The organism is Streptomyces sp. NPDC002935 (assembly GCF_040611295.1).
Lineage (GTDB): Bacteria > Actinomycetota > Actinomycetes > Streptomycetales > Streptomycetaceae > Streptomyces.
In genome coordinates, this window is the sequence record NZ_JBEXNW010000005.1 from 338,351 (window position 1) to 355,085 (window position 16,735).

General features: G+C 70.2%; 14 protein-coding genes. 2 read left to right on the forward strand and 12 right to left on the reverse strand.

Going from position 1 to position 16,735, the window contains the following annotated elements; all coding sequences use genetic code 11:
• Positions 1-124 precede the first annotated feature (124 nt).
• Positions 125-1,276 carry a mechanosensitive ion channel domain-containing protein gene (locus ABZX90_RS09235; protein WP_355202864.1) on the forward strand — a complete coding sequence of 384 codons (1,152 nt, stop codon included), beginning with the start codon at positions 125-127 and terminating at the stop codon, positions 1,274-1,276.
• Between the two features lie 49 nt (positions 1,277-1,325).
• Here the strand turns inward: ABZX90_RS09235 and ABZX90_RS09240 are convergent, their stop codons facing one another.
• From ABZX90_RS09240 to ABZX90_RS09260, 5 genes are all read right to left on the reverse strand, one after another.
• Entirely contained in the window at positions 1,326-2,912 is a 1,587-nt protein-coding gene (locus tag ABZX90_RS09240; RefSeq protein WP_351128664.1) for a Na+/H+ antiporter, read from the reverse strand.
• A 79-nt stretch (positions 2,913-2,991) separates the two neighbouring features.
• On the reverse strand, positions 2,992-3,462 hold the full coding sequence (locus ABZX90_RS09245) for a GNAT family N-acetyltransferase (RefSeq protein WP_351128717.1): 471 nt from the start codon (positions 3,460-3,462) through the stop codon (positions 2,992-2,994).
• A 38-nt stretch (positions 3,463-3,500) separates the two neighbouring features.
• A complete protein-coding gene (locus ABZX90_RS09250; protein WP_351128666.1) occupies positions 3,501-4,445 on the reverse strand; it encodes an RluA family pseudouridine synthase in 945 nt (314 codons plus the stop codon).
• 119 nt (positions 4,446-4,564) lie between these two features.
• Entirely contained in the window at positions 4,565-5,188 is a 624-nt protein-coding gene (lspA, locus tag ABZX90_RS09255; protein WP_351128668.1) for a signal peptidase II, read from the reverse strand.
• A 125-nt stretch (positions 5,189-5,313) separates the two neighbouring features.
• On the reverse strand, positions 5,314-6,444 hold the full coding sequence (locus ABZX90_RS09260) for a TraR/DksA C4-type zinc finger protein (RefSeq protein WP_355202868.1): 1,131 nt from the start codon (positions 6,442-6,444) through the stop codon (positions 5,314-5,316).
• A gap of 582 nt (positions 6,445-7,026) precedes the next feature.
• Between ABZX90_RS09260 and ileS the strand changes: the two genes are divergently transcribed.
• A complete protein-coding gene (ileS, locus tag ABZX90_RS09265) occupies positions 7,027-10,170 on the forward strand; it encodes an isoleucine--tRNA ligase (RefSeq protein WP_355202871.1) in 3,144 nt (1,047 codons plus the stop codon).
• 403 nt (positions 10,171-10,573) lie between these two features.
• Here the strand turns inward: ileS and ABZX90_RS09270 are convergent, their stop codons facing one another.
• The 7 genes from ABZX90_RS09270 to ABZX90_RS09300 form a co-directional block, all read right to left on the reverse strand.
• The gene (locus ABZX90_RS09270) at positions 10,574-11,848 is read right to left on the reverse strand and encodes a DivIVA domain-containing protein (protein ID WP_351128676.1); all 1,275 of its coding nucleotides are present in this window, start codon (positions 11,846-11,848) and stop codon (positions 10,574-10,576) included.
• Between the two features lie 46 nt (positions 11,849-11,894).
• Positions 11,895-12,179, reverse strand: coding sequence for a YggT family protein (locus tag ABZX90_RS09275; RefSeq protein ID WP_261706878.1), 285 nt, complete (start codon positions 12,177-12,179; stop codon positions 11,895-11,897).
• A gap of 53 nt (positions 12,180-12,232) precedes the next feature.
• Entirely contained in the window at positions 12,233-12,874 is a 642-nt protein-coding gene (gene sepF, locus ABZX90_RS09280) for a cell division protein SepF (RefSeq protein ID WP_351128679.1), read from the reverse strand.
• Positions 12,875-13,003: 129 nt separating this feature from the next.
• On the reverse strand, positions 13,004-13,729 hold the full coding sequence (locus tag ABZX90_RS09285) for a YggS family pyridoxal phosphate-dependent enzyme (RefSeq protein WP_351128681.1): 726 nt from the start codon (positions 13,727-13,729) through the stop codon (positions 13,004-13,006).
• The gene (pgeF, locus tag ABZX90_RS09290; RefSeq protein ID WP_355202876.1) at positions 13,729-14,466 is read right to left on the reverse strand and encodes a peptidoglycan editing factor PgeF; all 738 of its coding nucleotides are present in this window, start codon (positions 14,464-14,466) and stop codon (positions 13,729-13,731) included. The genes ABZX90_RS09285 and pgeF overlap by 1 nt, the downstream gene beginning before the upstream one ends.
• On the reverse strand, positions 14,463-15,656 hold the full coding sequence (gene ftsZ, locus ABZX90_RS09295) for a cell division protein FtsZ (RefSeq protein ID WP_351128685.1): 1,194 nt from the start codon (positions 15,654-15,656) through the stop codon (positions 14,463-14,465). Before ftsZ ends, pgeF begins: the two co-directional genes overlap by 4 nt.
• A gap of 275 nt (positions 15,657-15,931) precedes the next feature.
• A complete protein-coding gene (locus ABZX90_RS09300; protein ID WP_355202880.1) occupies positions 15,932-16,717 on the reverse strand; it encodes an FtsQ-type POTRA domain-containing protein in 786 nt (261 codons plus the stop codon).
• Positions 16,718-16,735 lie beyond the last annotated feature (18 nt).

The following is a 16,735-nucleotide window of genomic DNA, read 5'->3' on the forward strand; positions in this document are numbered from 1 at the left end:
ATGGTGCCAGCCGGGACCGACAGCGCCGGGCGGAGGGCGTGGCCCCTGCCGGGTCGCGCGGATACCCCGTTCCCTTCCGAGAACACATGTTCATGACCGCCCGTGGCCGGTTACGTTCTCAGGCATGGAGAACGTACTGCGCCCAGTGATCGTCGTCGGTGGCTCGGTCGTGCTCACGCTGCTCATCGGGTGGTCCGTGGACCTCCTGTTGCGTCGGGCGGACGACCGGCACAGCGAGACCTCCCTGTGGGGTCTGCTCCGCCGCGGCCGTATCCCCTTCCAACTGGTCCTGTTCGCGGCTCTGCTCAGAGGCTCGTACGCCGAGGCGAAGCTGCTGGTGGAGCACCGGATCGGCATCGGCCGGACCCTGACCCTGATCCTCATCGGCGCCGCCGCCTGGCTGGTGGTGAGCATCGCGACGGCGGTCGTCGAGACCTCGTACACCCGCTACGCGAACGCGCACCGCGATCCGGCGCGGGTCCGCCGGGTCCGCACCCAGGTCACGCTGATCCAGCGCGTGGTCTCCGCGGTCGTCGGGGTGGTCGCGATCGCCGCGATGCTGCTCACCTTCCCGGCGATGCGCGCGGCCGGAGCCTCGCTGCTGGCCTCGGCCGGAATCCTCGGCATCGTCGCCGGTGTCGCCGCCCAGTCCACGCTCGCGAACCTGTTCGCCGGACTGCAGATCGCCTTCGGCGACATGGTGCGGCTCGGCGACACGGTGGTGGTCGACGGCGAGTGGGGCACGGTCGAGGAGATCACCCTGACGTTCCTGACGGTGCGGACGTGGGACGAGCGCCGGATCACCATGCCGGTCTCGTACTTCACGTCCAAGCCGTTCGAGAACTGGTCGCGCGGCACTCCCCAGATGACCGGCATCGTCTTCCTGCACGTCGACCACTCCGCTCCGGTGGAGGCGATGCGCGGGAAGCTGCGCGACATCCTGCGCGAGTGCCCGGCCTGGGACGGCCGCGACTACGGCCTCGCCGTCACCGACTCGACGCCCAACACCATGCAGGTACGCGCCCTGGTCACCGCGAAGGACGCGGACGACATCTGGACGGTACGGGTCACGGTCCGCGAGCAGCTGATCCGCTGGCTGACCGAACAGCACCCCTACGCGCTCCCCCGCGTCAACACCGCCGAGGCGGTGCTGCCCCCGGGGCAGATCCGTCGCCAGGGGCGCGCGGAGCCGGACGGCGCGGACGGGGTGGCGGCCCGCGCGAACCACGGCCGCCACGCCCACGAGCCGCCGCGGACGGGCCCCGGCCGGGGCTGACCCCTGGATCCCTGGGGGGCCGAAGGCCGCCCTTCGGTCCCCGGCCGGATCAGCGCAGGCTGCGTACGTCGAGGTGTCTGAGGACCCGGTCCACGATCTCCGGATCGGCCCCGGGCTCGCTCCGCGCGGACAGCACCTCGTGCCGGGCCGCGCTCATCATCTCCCCCTGGATGCGCCGCATCCGCTTCATCCGCCGGACCCGCTGCTCATGCGCCTCGCGCCGCTCCTCGTCCCCCAGGTCGGGGCTGATCCGCACCCCGATGTCGAAGGCCCGGCGCAGCAGCTGCTCGGAGACCTCCTCCGGCAGCTCCTCCACCTCCTCGATCTCCCGCAGCCGCCGCCTGGCGGCCTTCGCGGCCCGCGCCGCGAGCTCCTTCTCGAAGGCCTTCTCCACGTCCTCGTCGGCCCGCACCCCGAGCTTTCTGACCAGCCACGGCAAGGTGAGTCCCTGGAGCACCAGGGTCGCCATGATCACCCCGAAGGCGATGAAGACGATCTCGTCCCGGTCGGGGAACGGCGACCCGTCGTCCATCTCCAGCGGAATCGCCAGCGCCAGGGCCACGGAGGCGACGCCGCGCATCCCCGCCCACCACATCACCACGGTCTCCCGCCACGACGTCGGGATCTCCTCGTCGTAGTCCCGCTTGGCGTGCAGCCGCTTGGTCAGCCAGGTCGCGGGAAGCAGCCACGCCAGGCGTACGAGCACGACCACGACCACGATCGTGGCGGCCCAGCCCAGCATCTCGCCCCAGCGCCCCGACGCCGTACGGATCGCGTTGTGGAGTTCGAGCCCGATGAGCCCGAAGGCGACGCCGGTGACGAGGGTGTCCACCACGTCCCAGACGGTCGAGCCGGCGAGCCGGGTCATGACGTCGTCGGCGTCGGTGGCGTACTCCGCGAGGAACAGGGCGGTGGTGAGCACGGCGAGCACGCCCGAGCCGTGCAGTTCCTCGGCCAGCACGTAGGCGGCGTACGGCACGAGCAGGGTCAGCCCGATCTGGAGGGTGGCGTCGCCGAGCAGCGACATCAGTTTGTTCGCCGCCCATCCGAGGGCGCATCCGATGACGATCGCGACGACGGCCGACAGCACGAGGTCGAGTCCGGCGCGCCACGGCGAGAAGCTCCCGCTGACCGCGGCGGCGATCGCGACGTGGTACAGCACGATGGCCGTCACGTCGTTGAAGAGCCCCTCCCCCTCCAGGATCGACACCAGTCGGCGCGGCAGCCCGAGCTGTCCCGCCACGGCGGTGGCCGCCACGGGGTCGGGGGGCGCCACCAGCGCGCCGAGCGCCACCGCGGCGGCGACCGGCAGGCCGGGCACGATCGCGTGGGCGACGGCCGCCACGGCGAGCGTGGTGACGAACACGAGCGCCACGGCGAGCAGGAAGATCGGGCGCCGGTTGGCTGCGAACTGTCTCCACGAGGTGCGCCGCACCGCCGCGTACAGCAGCGGCGGCAGCAGCGCGGGCAGGATCAGATCCGGCGGGATGTCCACGTTCGGGACGAACTCCAGCACGGCCAGCACTATGCCGAGCAAGGTCATCAGGACCGGCGCGGGAAGCCCGAACCGCTCTCCCACCGGGACACTGATCACGGCCCCGAGCAACAGCACGAACAGCAGGGCCAACTGATCCACGGTCAGCGCTCCGGCGGGGTCTAGACGATCAAAGGCGAACCAGACCTCCAGCGTGCCACGCCGCTACGACAATCCCCGCTCACAGGGCCTTGCGCATCGCGCGGTGCGGCATTCCGGCGTCCAGGAACTCCGGCCCGTACGCCACGTATCCGAGCCGCTCGTAGAACCCCAGCGCGTGGGTCTGCGCGTGCAGGTCCACGGCGGCGAGGCCACGTGTGCGTGCAGCGTCCTCGATGGCGCGGACGAGCGCGGCGCCGACGCCGAGCCCACGGGCCTCGCGCGTCACGGCCAGCCGCCCGAGCGAGCCGACGGTCAGGTCCCCGCCGGCCTTGGCCGCGGCCGCCTCACCCTCCAGGAGACGCCCGGTGCCGAGCGGTACGCCGTCCTCGCGGACCGCCAGCACGTGCAGCGCTCCGGGGTCGTACGCGTCGTACTCGATGTCCTCCGGGACGCCCTGCTCACCGACGAAGACGTCCTTGCGCACCGAGAAGCAGGCCTCACGGTCGGCGGCGTCCTCGGCGACCCGCACCGTGTACGCGCCGTCCCGCACCGCCGGGGTGGCCTCCGCCACCCCGTCCGAGCCGCCGCTCACGCGTAGCTCTCCTCACGGACCTTGTCGAGTGCGGCCTGAAGGTCCTCGGGGTAGTCGCTCCCGAGCTCCACCCACCGTCCGTCCGCGGGGTGCTCGAAGCCGAGCCGCACGGCGTGCAGCCACTGGCGGGTGAGGCCGAGGCGCTTGCCGAGCGTGGGGTCGGCGCCGTAGGTGAGGTCGCCGACGCACGGGTGGCGGTGGGCGGCCATGTGGACGCGGATCTGGTGGGTGCGCCCGGTCTCCAGCTTGATGTCGAGCAGGGAGGCGGCGCGGAACGCCTCGATGAGGTCGTAGTGCGTGACGGAGGGCTTGCCCTCGGCCGTGACCGCCCACTTGTAGTCGTGGTTCGGGTGGCGTCCGATGGGCGCGTCGATGGTGCCGCTGGTCGGGTCCGGGTGGCCCTGCACGAGCGCGTGGTAGCGCTTGTCGACCGTGCGCTCCTTGAACTGGCGCTTGAGCGAGGTGTACGCGCGCTCCGACTTGGCGACGGCCATCAGGCCCGAGGTGCCCACGTCGAGGCGGTGCACGATGCCCTGGCGCTCGGCGGCACCGGAGGTGGAGATCCGGTAGCCGGCGGCGGCGAGACCGCCGATGACGGTGGGGCCGGACCAGCCGGGGCTGGGGTGCGCTGCCACGCCGACGGGCTTGATGATCACGAGCACGTCGTCGTCGTCGTACACGATCTCCATGCCCTCGACGGGCTCGGCGACGATCTGCACGGGAGCGGGGGCCTGCGGCATCTCGACCTCGAGCCAGGCGCCGCCGTGCACGCGCTCGGACTTGCCGACCACCGAGCCGTCGACCGTGACCTTCCCCGCCGCGGCGAGCTCTGCGGCCTTGGTACGGGAGAAGCCCAACATGCGGGAGATGGCGGCGTCGACACGCTCGCCCTCCAGGCCGTCGGGCACGGGCAGGGTGCGGATCTCGGGAACGGTGCTCACCCGTCGAGTATGCCGGACGGCTCGGACACCGCCGGACCACCGCCCGAACGTCAGTGCCCGTTCAGGCCTCCGGGCGGCCCCGTACGCGGGCCCACGGCCGCCCGTCCCGCGCCCGTGCGTCAGTCCTTGTGGACCGTGCCGTCCGGGTCGAGGCCCCGGAAGGACAGCAGCACGATCAGGATGCCGCCGCAGACGATCGCCGAGTCGGCGAGGTTGAAGACGGCGAAGTGCTTGGGTGCGATGAAGTCCACGACCGCGCCCTCGAAGACGCCGGGCGAACGGAAGATCCGGTCGGTCAGGTTGCCGAGCGCGCCGCCCAGCAGCAGGCCCAGGGCGATGGCCCACGGCACGCTGTAGAGCTTGCGGGCGAGCCGGGCGATGACGACGATCACCGCCGCCGCGATCACCGTGAAGATGATCGTGAACGCCTCACCGAAGCCGAAGGCGGCACCCGCGTTGCGGATCGCCTCGAACTTCAGCCAGTCCCCGATGATCTCGATCGAGTCGTGGTGCTCCAGCTTGGCCACCACGACCATCTTGCTGACGAGATCGAGGGCGTACGCCAGTACGGCCACCGTGAAGAGCACGGCGATCCTGCGCTTGCCCCTGGGCCGCTCGGCCGGGGCCGACCCGTCGGCGCCGGACCGGTCGCCCGACGCCGCGTTGCCGTCGGACTGCTCCGGATCGGCTCCCGCCGCTCCTGGGATGTCCGGCGTACCGATGATGCGCTCCGCCTCTGCCACGTGAGTGAGTCCCTCGACCTAGGTTCCTGACTGAGGACGAGGGTACGGCACGCTCTCCCGGGCCCAGGTGCTCAGGAGCGCTCCGCATCGCGAGGCGGTGGCGCTCCCGCTTCCCGCGCGCGGCGTCAGTGCCTGCGTTCCTGCTTCTGCTTGCACTCGACGCACAGGGTGGCGCGCGGGAAGGCCTGCATGCGGGCCTTGCCGATGGGGTTGCCGCAGTTCTCGCAGAGCCCGTAGGTGCCCGCGTCCAGGCGCTCCAGGGCGCGCTCGGTCTGCTCGAGCATCTCGCGCGCGTTGGAGTTGAGCGCCATCTCGTGCTCGCGTGTGATGTTCTTCGTACCGGTGTCCGCCTGGTCGTCGCCCGCGCCGTCGCCGGAGTCCCGCATCAGGCCCGCGAGGGCCTCCTCGGACGACGAGATCTCCGTGCGCAGCCGCAGGGCCTCCGACTGGAGCTCGGCGCGTGCCGCCCCGACCTCTTCCGCGGTCCAGGGGTCCTCCCCCGGGCGCACCGCGAGCTCGCCGGGCTCCATCGCGGCGATCCTCGCCTTGGGGACCGCGGTGGCCTTCTTCGCGGCCGTGGCCGTGCGCGGAGTCTTCTTCGCAACCACCGTCGTGGCTCCCGTCGTCTTCGCGGCCTCGGCCGCGCCCTGGGCCGCGGAAGCGGCCGTCTTCTTGGCCGTGCTGGTGCTCTTCCTCGCCGTGCCGGCTGTCTTCCTGGCCGCGGCCTTCCTGGACACCGGCTTCCCCGCCACGGACGCCGTCTTCTTCGCGGTGGCCTTCTTGGCGGCCGTCTTCTTGGCAGCCGCCTTCGAGGACGCGGATTTCGGGGACGCGGTCTTCGTGGACGCGGTCTTCGTGGACGCCGGTTTCGTGGCGGACGCCTTCGAGGCCGCTGGTCCGGAATCGGTCTCCTTCGAGGCGTCGGCCTCGGCCGTCACGGTCTTCGAAGGTGCCGCTGTCCGGTCGGCCGTCCTGGCGGCCACCGTGCCGGCCGCTTTGTCAGCCGTCCTGTCCGGCGTTCTGCCAGCCGTCCTGTCGACCGTTTTGTCGACTGTTTTGCCAGATGTCCTGTTCGCCGTCTTCGTGGGGGCGGCCTTCCCGGCCGGGGCCACCGTCTTGGAGGTCGTCTTCACCGGCTTCGCCTCATCCGTCGCGGGAGCGGCCCGAACGCTCTTCTTCCCTGTCACATCCTTGGCCGCCGCATTCGTGGATCTGCCGGACGCCGACTGCTGTACGGCGGTCTTCTTCGCCACCATGGCCGCGGCCCCTTCACATATTGTGATCTTGATCGCGAATCGTGCTGGGACGATAAATCGACTTCTGGCGCGCGGCAACGGGGCACGCCCACGATTCGCCCGCCCCGCGAGCCCCGCGCGGCAAGCCTGCATGCGTTGTGCCCAGCTCCCCGCCCGGTAATCCGCCAGGCCCGCCGTCCCAGGATCCGGACCCGCGCACCTCGCCATTCGGGTCACCGCGCAGGCCACGGCGGTACCCGGGAAAACCGGTCGGCCACTGTCCGCGGGGCGCCGTACACTGGGCGGAGCGAGAAGCGTGGATGGGGACGAGTAGCGGCGTACGCGGCCATGAGCGACCCGGGGACGGTGGAAGCCCGGGGGCGAGCGCGACGCGAAGATCACCCCGGAGCCGCCGGAAGAACACCCCTCAGGGGCCAGTAGACCCGGTATCGCGACCCCAATGAGGGGGCTCACTGATGCGAATGGCGCATCGGGGAGCCAAGGAGGGTGGTACCGCGGGAGCGCGCCGCACACGGCGTCCGTAGCAACACGGCTCTCGTCCCTCCGACGGAAGGCAGAAAGTCCGTTGGAGGAAGCTCGCCGATGACAGCGCCGACGTACCGCCAGGTGCCCGCCCAGGTCGACCTGCCCGCCCTCGAGCACGCCGTGCTCGACTTCTGGCGCGAGCAGAAGATCTTCGCCAAGAGCCTTGAGCAGTCCGAGGGCCGGCCGGAGTGGGTGTTCTACGAGGGCCCGCCCACCGCCAATGGCATGCCGGGCGCCCACCACATCGAGGCGCGCGTCTTCAAGGACGTCTTCCCGCGCTTCCGCACCATGCGCGGCTACCACGTGGGCCGCAAGGCCGGCTGGGACTGCCACGGCCTCCCGGTGGAGCTGGCGGTCGAGAAGGAGCTCGGCTTCACCGGCAAGCAGGACATCGAGGCGTACGGCATCGCCGCGTTCAACGACCGGTGCCGCGAGTCCGTGACCCGTCACACCGACGCGTTCACCGAGCTGACGAACCGCATGGGCTACTGGGTCGACCTGGACGACGCCTACCGCACCATGGACCCCGAGTACATCGAGTCCGTGTGGTGGTCGCTCAAGGAGATCTTCAACAAGGGCCTGCTGGTCCAGGACTACCGCGTGGCGCCCTGGTGCCCGCGCGACGAGACGGGCCTCTCGGACCACGAGCTGGCCCAGGGCTACGAGACGATCGTCGACCCCTCCGTGTACGTCCGTTTCCCGCTCACCTCCGGTCCGCTGGCCGGCCGGGCCGCGCTCCTTGTATGGACGACCACGCCGTGGACGCTGGTCTCCAACACCGCGGTCGCCGCGCACCCGGGCGTCACCTACGTCGTCGTGACGAACGGCGAGGAGCAGTTCGTCGTCGCGCAGCAGCTCGTCGAGAAGGCGCTCGGCGAGGGCTGGGAGACCACGGGCGAGTCCTTCACGGGTGCCGAGATGGAGCGCTGGACGTATCAACGTCCGTTCGAGCTCGTCGAGTTCCCCGAGCCCGCCCATTTCGTGGTCAACGCCGAGTACGTGACGACCGAGGACGGTACGGGTCTGGTCCACCAGTCCCCCGCCTTCGGCGAGGACGACCTCAAGGTCTGCCGCGCGTACGGTCTCCCGGTCGTGAACCCGGTCCGCACCGACGGCACCTTCCAGGAGGACGTCCCGCTCGTGGGCGGCATCTTCTTCAAGAAGGCGGACGAAAAGCTCACCGAGGACCTCCAGAGCCGCGGCCTGCTCTTCAAGCACGTGCCGTACGAGCACAGTTACCCGCACTGCTGGCGCTGCCACACCGCGCTCCTTTACTACGCGCAGCCGTCCTGGTACATCCGCACCACGGCCGTCAAGGACCGCCTCCTCCAGGAGAACGAGGACACCAACTGGTTCCCGGAGTCGGTCAAGCACGGCCGCTTCGGCGACTGGCTGAACAACAACATCGACTGGGCGCTCTCACGCAGCCGTTACTGGGGCACCCCGCTCCCGCTGTGGACGTGCGAGGAGGGCCACCTCACCTGTGTCGGCTCGCGCGCGGAACTGTCCGAGCTGACCGGCACCGACCAGTCGGAGCTGGACCCGCACCGCCCGTACATCGACGCGGTCACCTTCCCGTGCCCGCAGGACGGCTGCGGCCTGACGGCGACCCGCGTCCCGGAGGTCATCGACGCCTGGTACGACTCGGGCTCGATGCCGTTCGCGCAGTGGGGCTACCCGTACAAGAACAAGGAGATGTTCGAGAGCCGCTACCCGGCGCAGTTCATCTCCGAGGCCATCGACCAGACCCGCGGCTGGTTCTACACGCTGATGGCCGTCGGCACGCTGGTGTTCGACAAGTCCTCGTACGAGAACGTCGTGTGCCTCGGCCACATCCTCGCCGAGGACGGCCGCAAGATGTCCAAGCACCTGGGCAACATCCTCCAGCCGATCCCGCTGATGGACCAGCACGGCGCCGACGCGGTGCGCTGGTTCATGGCGGCCGGCGGCTCCCCGTGGGCGGCCCGGCGCGTGGGCCACGGCACGATCCAGGAGGTCGTCCGCAAGACGCTCCTCACCTACTGGAACACCGTCGCCTTCCAGGCCCTCTACGCCCGCACCACCAACTGGGCGCCCAGCGCGGCCGATCCGGCCCCGGCCGACCGCCCGGTCCTGGACCGCTGGCTGCTCTCCGAACTGCACGCGCTCACCGACCAGGTGACACAGGCCCTGGAGGCGTACGACACCCAGCGCGCCGGAAAGCTCCTGTCGGCGTTCGTCGACGACCTCTCGAACTGGTACGTCCGCCGCTCCCGCCGCCGCTTCTGGCAGGGCGACAAGGCGGCGCTGCGCACGCTGCACGAGGTCGTGGAGACGGTCACGCGGCTGATGGCCCCGCTGACCCCGTTCATCACCGAGCGGGTCTGGCAGGACCTGGTCGTCCCGGTCTCCCCGGACGCCCCCGAGTCCGTGCACCTGTCGACCTGGCCGGAGGCGGACCTCTCCGTCATCGACCCGGAGCTGTCGCGCCAGATGGTGCTGGTACGCCGTCTCGTCGAGCTCGGCCGGGCCACGCGCGCGGAGTCGGGCGTCAAGACCCGCCAGCCGCTGTCCCGCGCGCTGATCGCCGCGACGGGCTTCGCGAACCTCGACCCCGAGCTGCACGCGCAGATCACCGAGGAGCTGAATGTGAGTTCCCTCGCCTCACTCTCCGAGGTCGGCGGCTCACTGGTCGACACGACGGCGAAGGCGAACTTCCGCGCGCTGGGCAAGCGCTTCGGCAAGGGCGTCCAGGATGTGGCGAAGGCCATCTCCGGGGCCGATGCCGCCGCGCTGTCCCTCGCCCTGCGCGAGGGCACCGCGTCGGTCGAGGTCGGCGGCGAGACCGTGACCCTGGCCCCGGACGAGGTCATCATCACGGAGACCCCGCGCGAGGGCTGGTCGGTGGCCTCCGACTCCGGCGCGACCGTCGCCCTCGACCTGGAGATCACCGAGGAGCTGCGCCGGGCCGGTCTCGCCCGGGACGCGATCCGGCTGATCCAGGAGGCCCGCAAGAACAGCGGCCTCGACGTCGCCGACCGCATCGCGCTCCGCTGGACCTCCACGGACCCGGCGGTCATCGCGGCGCTCGGCGAGCACGCCGGTCTGATCGCCGACGAGGTCCTCGCCACGGACTTCGCCCAGGGCGAGGCCGACGGCGCCTTCGGGGAGCCGTTCACGGACGAGGGCCTGTCCCTGGTGTTCCGCCTCCGCAAGGCGTAACGAGGACCGGCGCACCCGTACCGAAGGCCCGGGGCCACCAGGATTTCCTGGTGGCCCCGGGCCTTCGGCGTTGCGTACGCCGCACAGAGGCCCGTGGACCGCACAGACGCGCCATGCTCTCCGCACAAGCGCCCGTGGACCCGCACAGACGCCCGTGGAACCCGCACAGACACGCCATGCACCACGCACGAGCCCGTGGACCCGTACAAGCGGCCCCGTGCACCCGTGCAAGCGACCCCATGCACCCCGTGCAAGCGACCCCATGCACCCCGTGCAAGCGACCGCTTGCACCCCGTACACGCCCCGCGCACCGCGCCCCACGCAGCGCGCAAAAGGGCGGGGCCCCCGGAATCCGGGGGCCCCGCCCTGAACGCTGCCGACGCCTAAGGCGTGTTCCTGGCCGTCAGTTGTCGTCCTCGTCGATGAGGAACCCGCGCATCGGCGAGGGCGCCTGCTGCATCGGCGACGGGCCCTGGGGCCGCACCGGAGCCATCGGCTGGGTCATCGCCGGCGACATCTGCTGCTGCCCGCCGTAGGACGGCGGGGCCTGGCCCGGTCCGCCCATGCCCTGGTTGCCGCCGTAGGACGGCGCACCGGCGCCTGCGGGGGCCATGGAGGGCGCGGAGGACGACGGCAGGGAGGCCGTGGCCGGGGTGCGCGGCGGAGCGAGCGAGTCGTCCGCCTGCGTCTCCAGCTGGCGCAGCTGCGACTCCAGGTAGGACTTCAGACGCGTACGGTACTCGCGCTCGAAGCCGCGCAGGTCCTCGACCTTGCGCTCCAGCGTGGCGCGGGCGGACTCGAGGGAGCCCATCGCGACGCGGTGCTTCTCCTGCGCGTCCCGCTCCAGGGCGTCGGCCTTGGCACGGGCGTCGCGCTCCAGACCCTCGGCGCGGCTGCGGGCCTCACCGACGATCTTGTTGGCCTCGGAGCGGGCCTCGGCGATCGCCTGGTCGGCGGTCTGCTGAGCCAGCGAGAGGACACGGGCGGCGCTGTCGCCACCGGGGCCCTGCTGCGGCATCTGCTGGCCGTGGCCCATGGGGCCACCCATGGGTCCGCCCATCGGGCCACCCATCTGCTGCATCTGCTGCATCTGGCCGGGGCCCTGGCCCATCGGACCCTGGCCCATGGGGCCCTGACCCATCGGACCCTGACCCATCGGACCCTGACCCATGGGGCCCTGACCCATCGGACCCTGACCCATCGGACCCTGACCCATCGGACCCTGACCCATCGGACCCTGACCCATGGGGCCCTGGCCCATCGGACCCTGACCCATGGGGCCCTGGCCCTGCTGGCCCTGCTGGCCGCTGGGGCCCGCGGGCAGCTGCGGCGCACCGCTGGGCAGCTGGGGCGGGCCACCCATGGGGCCGCCCATGCCCTGCGGCGGACCCGATATGCCGGCGGGCACAGGGGCGCCCGGGCCTCGCATACCCTGCGGCGGGCCCTGCTGGTCCTGCTGCTCGGGCGGCTTGCGCATACCCTGCTGCTGCTGGTTCTGCGCAGCCGCGCGCGTGGCAGCGGCCAGCTTGGCGCGCAGGTCCTCGTTCTCGCGGAGCAGTCGAGTCAGTTCGGCTTCGACCTCGTCGAGGAAGGCATCGACCTCGTCCTCGTCATAGCCTTCTCGGAGGCGGACGGTCGTGAACTGCTTGTTCCGCACGTCCTCGGGGGTCAACGGCATCTCTTCACCTCAACGTAGTCGTCGGCATTCGGCAAGACCGTATCGTTCACAGCCGGCTCACGACGGAGATCAGGATGTAGACGATGATCATCAGTACGAAGAAGGACAGGTCAAGCGCCACGCCCCCGAGACGCAGCGGCGGAATGAACCGCCGCAGAAGCTTGAGCGGTGGATCGGTGACAGTGTAGGTGGCCTCCAGAACGACCACCATCGCCTTGCCGGGTTGCCATGAGCGGGCGAACTGGAAGACGTAGTCCATGACCAACCGGAAAATCAGCACGATGAGGAAGCACATCAGCGCGATGTAGAAAACCTGCCCGACCACGCTCATGATCCGTGCTTCCCTCTCCCCTGTTTCCCATGCGGTGTTCCCGGTCCTGCGTCTCAGCTCTGGTTGAAGAACCCGCCCTCTGCGATGCGGGCCTTGTCCTCCGCCGTGACATCGACGTTAGCAGGCGACAACAGGAACACCTTCTGCGTCACCCGCTCGATGCTGCCGTGGAGACCGAACACCAAACCGGCCGCGAAGTCGACAAGTCGCTTCGCGTCGGTGTCATCCATCTCCGTCAGGTTCATGATCACCGGAGTGCCCTCACGGAAGTGTTCCCCGATGGTACGGGCCTCGTTGTAGGTCCGGGGGTGCAGCGTGGTGATCCGGTACGGCTCTCGTTCCGACACGACCTTGGGCATGATCACCGGGGCGTTCTTCTCCATGCTTTGACGTTCTTGTGTGATGGACGCCACGGGGGCGATGCGCGCCGGACGCCCTGACTCCGCGGCGAGCGAAGAGGAATGCGGCACCGGGTCGCGCGGAGCCGAGGGCTGCACCACTCGTACCGATTCGTCCCGCTGGGACTGGTGCGCCTGATGTGACTGGTGCGACGGCTCATGCCGTCGCCGGTCCCGCTCGGGCTCCGGGTCGAGCTCGGGCTCGAAGTCGTCGTCGGGGTCGAATCCCCTGCCGTCGTACCCATCGTCCTCCACGAGGCCGAGGTAGACCGCCATCTTGCGCATCGCGCCGGCCATGCTCTGAGTCCTCCGCTCTGTGGTGGATCGGCTGACGAATTGCCAAGTGCCCGCGATCCACGAGGTCGTTATGCCCGCCTTTGGCGGAAATGACCATATTTTCTGCTGTGGTCCGACTTCTTGGCGACGTTACCCGAGGCTGGGTCGGACTCCGAGTACCGCAGTACCGACGCGTACATGTGTCGCTCCGGCCGCCACGGCTTGTTCGAGGTCCGAGCTCATCCCTGCCGAGACCATGTTCGCAGCCGGATGGGCCCGGCGCACGGCAGTCGACAAATCCATCAGCCGCTCGAACGCCGCCTGTTGGCGTCCCGCGTACTCGCCGGTGAGCGGAGCGACGGTCATCAGCCCGTCGAGCCGGAGTCCCGGGGCCCGCGCGACGAGGTCGGCCAACTCCTCGATTCCGCCGACCCCCACGCCTCCCCGCTCACCCCGGCCACGCTCCTGCGCGTCCAGCGCGACCTGGATGAGGCACCCCACCTCACGCTCCGACCGCACCGCTTCCTTCGACAGGGCCGCGACCAGGCGGGAACGGTCGACGGACTGCACGAGATCCGCGTAACCGACCACAGAACGCACCTTATTGGTCTGCAATTGCCCGACAAAATGCCACAACAGAGGCAGATCCGAGCACTCCGCGGCCTTCGGCGCAGCGTCCTGGTCCCGGTTCTCGGCGACATGGCGCACACCGAGTTCCGACAGGATCCGCACATCGCTCGCGGGATAGGTCTTGGTGACCACGATCAGGGTCACCTCTTCACGCTTGCGCCCGGCGGCCACGCAGGCCGCCGTGATGCGCTCTTCCACCTGCGCCAGGTTTGCGGCGAGTTGAGCCTTACGGTCTGTCATGCCCATCAGTCCAGCCAGACATAACCGGCGAGCCGCCCGGTGGTGCGGTCCCGTCGGTACGAGAAGTGGTCCCCCGATTCGAGCGTGCACACCGGCGACTGCTCCCGGTCGCGCACTCCGAGCCGTTCCAACTGCGCGTGCACCCCGGCGGTCACATCGACCGCGGGCGTCCCCCACCCGGTCTCGGCGTAGGCCGCGGGCTCGACGGCCGCGACCTCGGCGCGCATGGCGTCCGGCACTTCGTAGCACCGTCCACAGACCGCGGGTCCGGTGCGGGCGACGATCCTGGCCGGATCGGCGCCGAGTTCCACCATGGCCCGTACGGCCGCGGGCACCACGCCGACGACCATGCCGGGCCGTCCCGCGTGGGCGGCGGCCGCCACACCGGCGACGGGGTCGGCCAGAAGGACGGGCGTGCAGTCGGCGGTGAGAACGGCGAGCGCGAGCCCCCGCCGTGCCGTGACGATCGCGTCGACGGACGGGATCTCCGAGGAGCCCCACGGCTCCTCGACAACCGCCACGTCCGGTCCGTGCACCTGGTTCATCCAGACGACCCGGGCCGGATCGAGACCGAGCGACTTCGCCGCCAGTTCCCGGTTCGCGCGTACGGCGCCCGGGTCGTCGCCGACCGCTCCGCCGAGGTTGAGCTCCTCGAACGGAACGGCGCTCACCCCGCCCCACCTGTCGGTGAAGGCGAAGTGGGCGCCGCTCGCGGTGCTCGTTTCGGAGCGATGTCCTATCACTTCAGGAAGTCCGGCACGTCCAGCTCCTCGGCCGCGCTGTCCGAGTAGGAGCGGGACGGCGGGACCGGCGGGGACACCGGCAGTTCGCTGACCGGCTCCGGAGCGGGCTCCGGGGCGGCCTCCTTCGGGGTGACGCTGCCGAGCGACCCGAAGGACGGGCGGCTCTCGGTCTGGCGCGCCGGAGCGGGCTCCTCGCGTCGGGCCGAGGTCGAGCCGAGGACGTTGTCCCGCTTGGCCGGCGGCTGGCCGCCGTCGAAGCCGGCGGCGATGACGGTGACCCGCACCTCGTCGCCGAGGGCGTCGTCGATGACCGCGCCGAAGATGATGTTGGCCTCGGGGTGCGCGGCCTCGCTGACCAGCTGGGCGGCTTCGTTGATCTCGAACAGGCCGAGGTCGGAGCCGCCGGAGATGGAGAGCAGGACGCCGCGGGCGCCGTCGATGGAGGCTTCGAGGAGCGGCGAGGAGATCGCCATCTCGGCCGCCGCCACCGCGCGGTCGTCGCCGCGGGCCGAGCCGATGCCCATGAGGGCCGAACCGGCCTCGGACATCACGGACTTGACGTCGGCGAAGTCGAGGTTGATCAGACCGGGCGTGGTGATGAGATCGGTGATGCCCTGAACACCGGAGAGCAGGACCTGGTCCGCCGACTTGAAGGCGTCGAGGACCGAGACCTGGCGGTCCGAGATGGACAGCAGCCGGTCGTTCGGGATGACGATGAGGGTGTCGACCTCTTCGCGGAGTTCCGCGATGCCGTCCTCCGCCTGGTTGGCGCGGCGCCGGCCCTCGAAGGTGAACGGGCGGGTGACCACGCCGATGGTGAGTGCGCCCAGCGAGCGGGCGATGTTGGCCACGACGGGCGCGCCGCCGGTGCCGGTGCCGCCGCCCTCTCCGGCCGTCACGAAGACCATGTCGGCCCCCTTGAGGACCTCCTCGATCTCCTCGCGGTGGTCCTCGGCGGCCTTGCGGCCGACTGCCGGGTTTGCTCCGGCTCCGAGGCCGCGCGTGAGTTCCCGGCCGACGTCGAGCTTGACGTCGGCGTCGCTCATCAACAGCGCCTGAGCGTCGGTGTTGATGGCGATGAACTCGACGCCCTTGAGACCGACCTCGATCATCCGGTTGATGGCATTGACACCACCGCCGCCGACACCGATGACTTTGATGACTGCGAGGTAGTTCTGCGGTGCTGCCACGTCGAAGGCCTCTCGCCTCGAGTTACGTGTCGTCGCCTCGCACGGTCGCGATCCGACGACTGATGCCGAATGGGACGGTCCGAACGCCGACCCGAACCCTAACGCTGAAGTTTAGGGTTACCAGTGTGTCTGTTCCTTGGACTCTTCCGAACAGGACACTAAGTCGACAAGTGGCGCACGTTCAACGAACACGCCGAACCTCCCGTTTTTCTTTTCACCCTATGTGATCAGGCGGAGCGCTGCCCAACCAGGGTCCTGGCCTGCGCAGATGCCGGTCAACTGCCCGATGAGGCGGGGGCGGTGGGGGCACTTACGTCGAAGTGCCGGGCCCCGGGAGCGGCTTTCATGAGAGCAAGGAGGGTCCTGGCCTTCGCACGGCCCTTCTCGCCGCTGCCCCACTCGACGGTCCGGCCGCCCCTCAACTCCAGCGTGACGGCGTCGTAGGAACGGACCTTGACGGTACGGGTGTCACGGGCGACGGCGTCCGGAATGTCCCCGGCGATCCGCACGGCCTCACGCACCAGCCGGTCGGCGGGGAAGCGGCGCAGCACGGCGGGCCGCGACACCGTCAATTCCAGTACGGGCACGCCCTTCGGGGCCTCGGAAACGGTGGCGAACCGCACGCCTTTTGCGTCCACTTCGATGAAGTTCGCACCCTTTTCGACGATCAGGACCGGGGTACGTTCGGTCACTTTCAGACCGATTTCATGCGGCCAGGACCGAACGACGTCAACCGAGTCGATTCGGGGCAGTTCTCGGCGCAACCGCGCCTCGATCATGTCCGTGTCGACGGAAATCAGTGGGGATCCGACCGGAACTTCGGCCGCTTTCCGTACCTGTTCGGCGGTCAGCACGCGGGTTCCGGAGGTCGATACGTCCTCCACCCGCAGCCAGGGCGAACCATAGAGAACCCACACCGTGGCGGCCCCCGCCAACACCACGGCGATCAAAAGGATGATGAGCCTACGAAGGCGACGGAGCCGCCCGAGGAGGGGCGGCCGGGGCGGGCCAGATTCCAGCTTCTGCCGTTCACCGCGCTCGGCGGTCGTCGGTCCGGCCACGCTCCCTGCCTTCCCTCA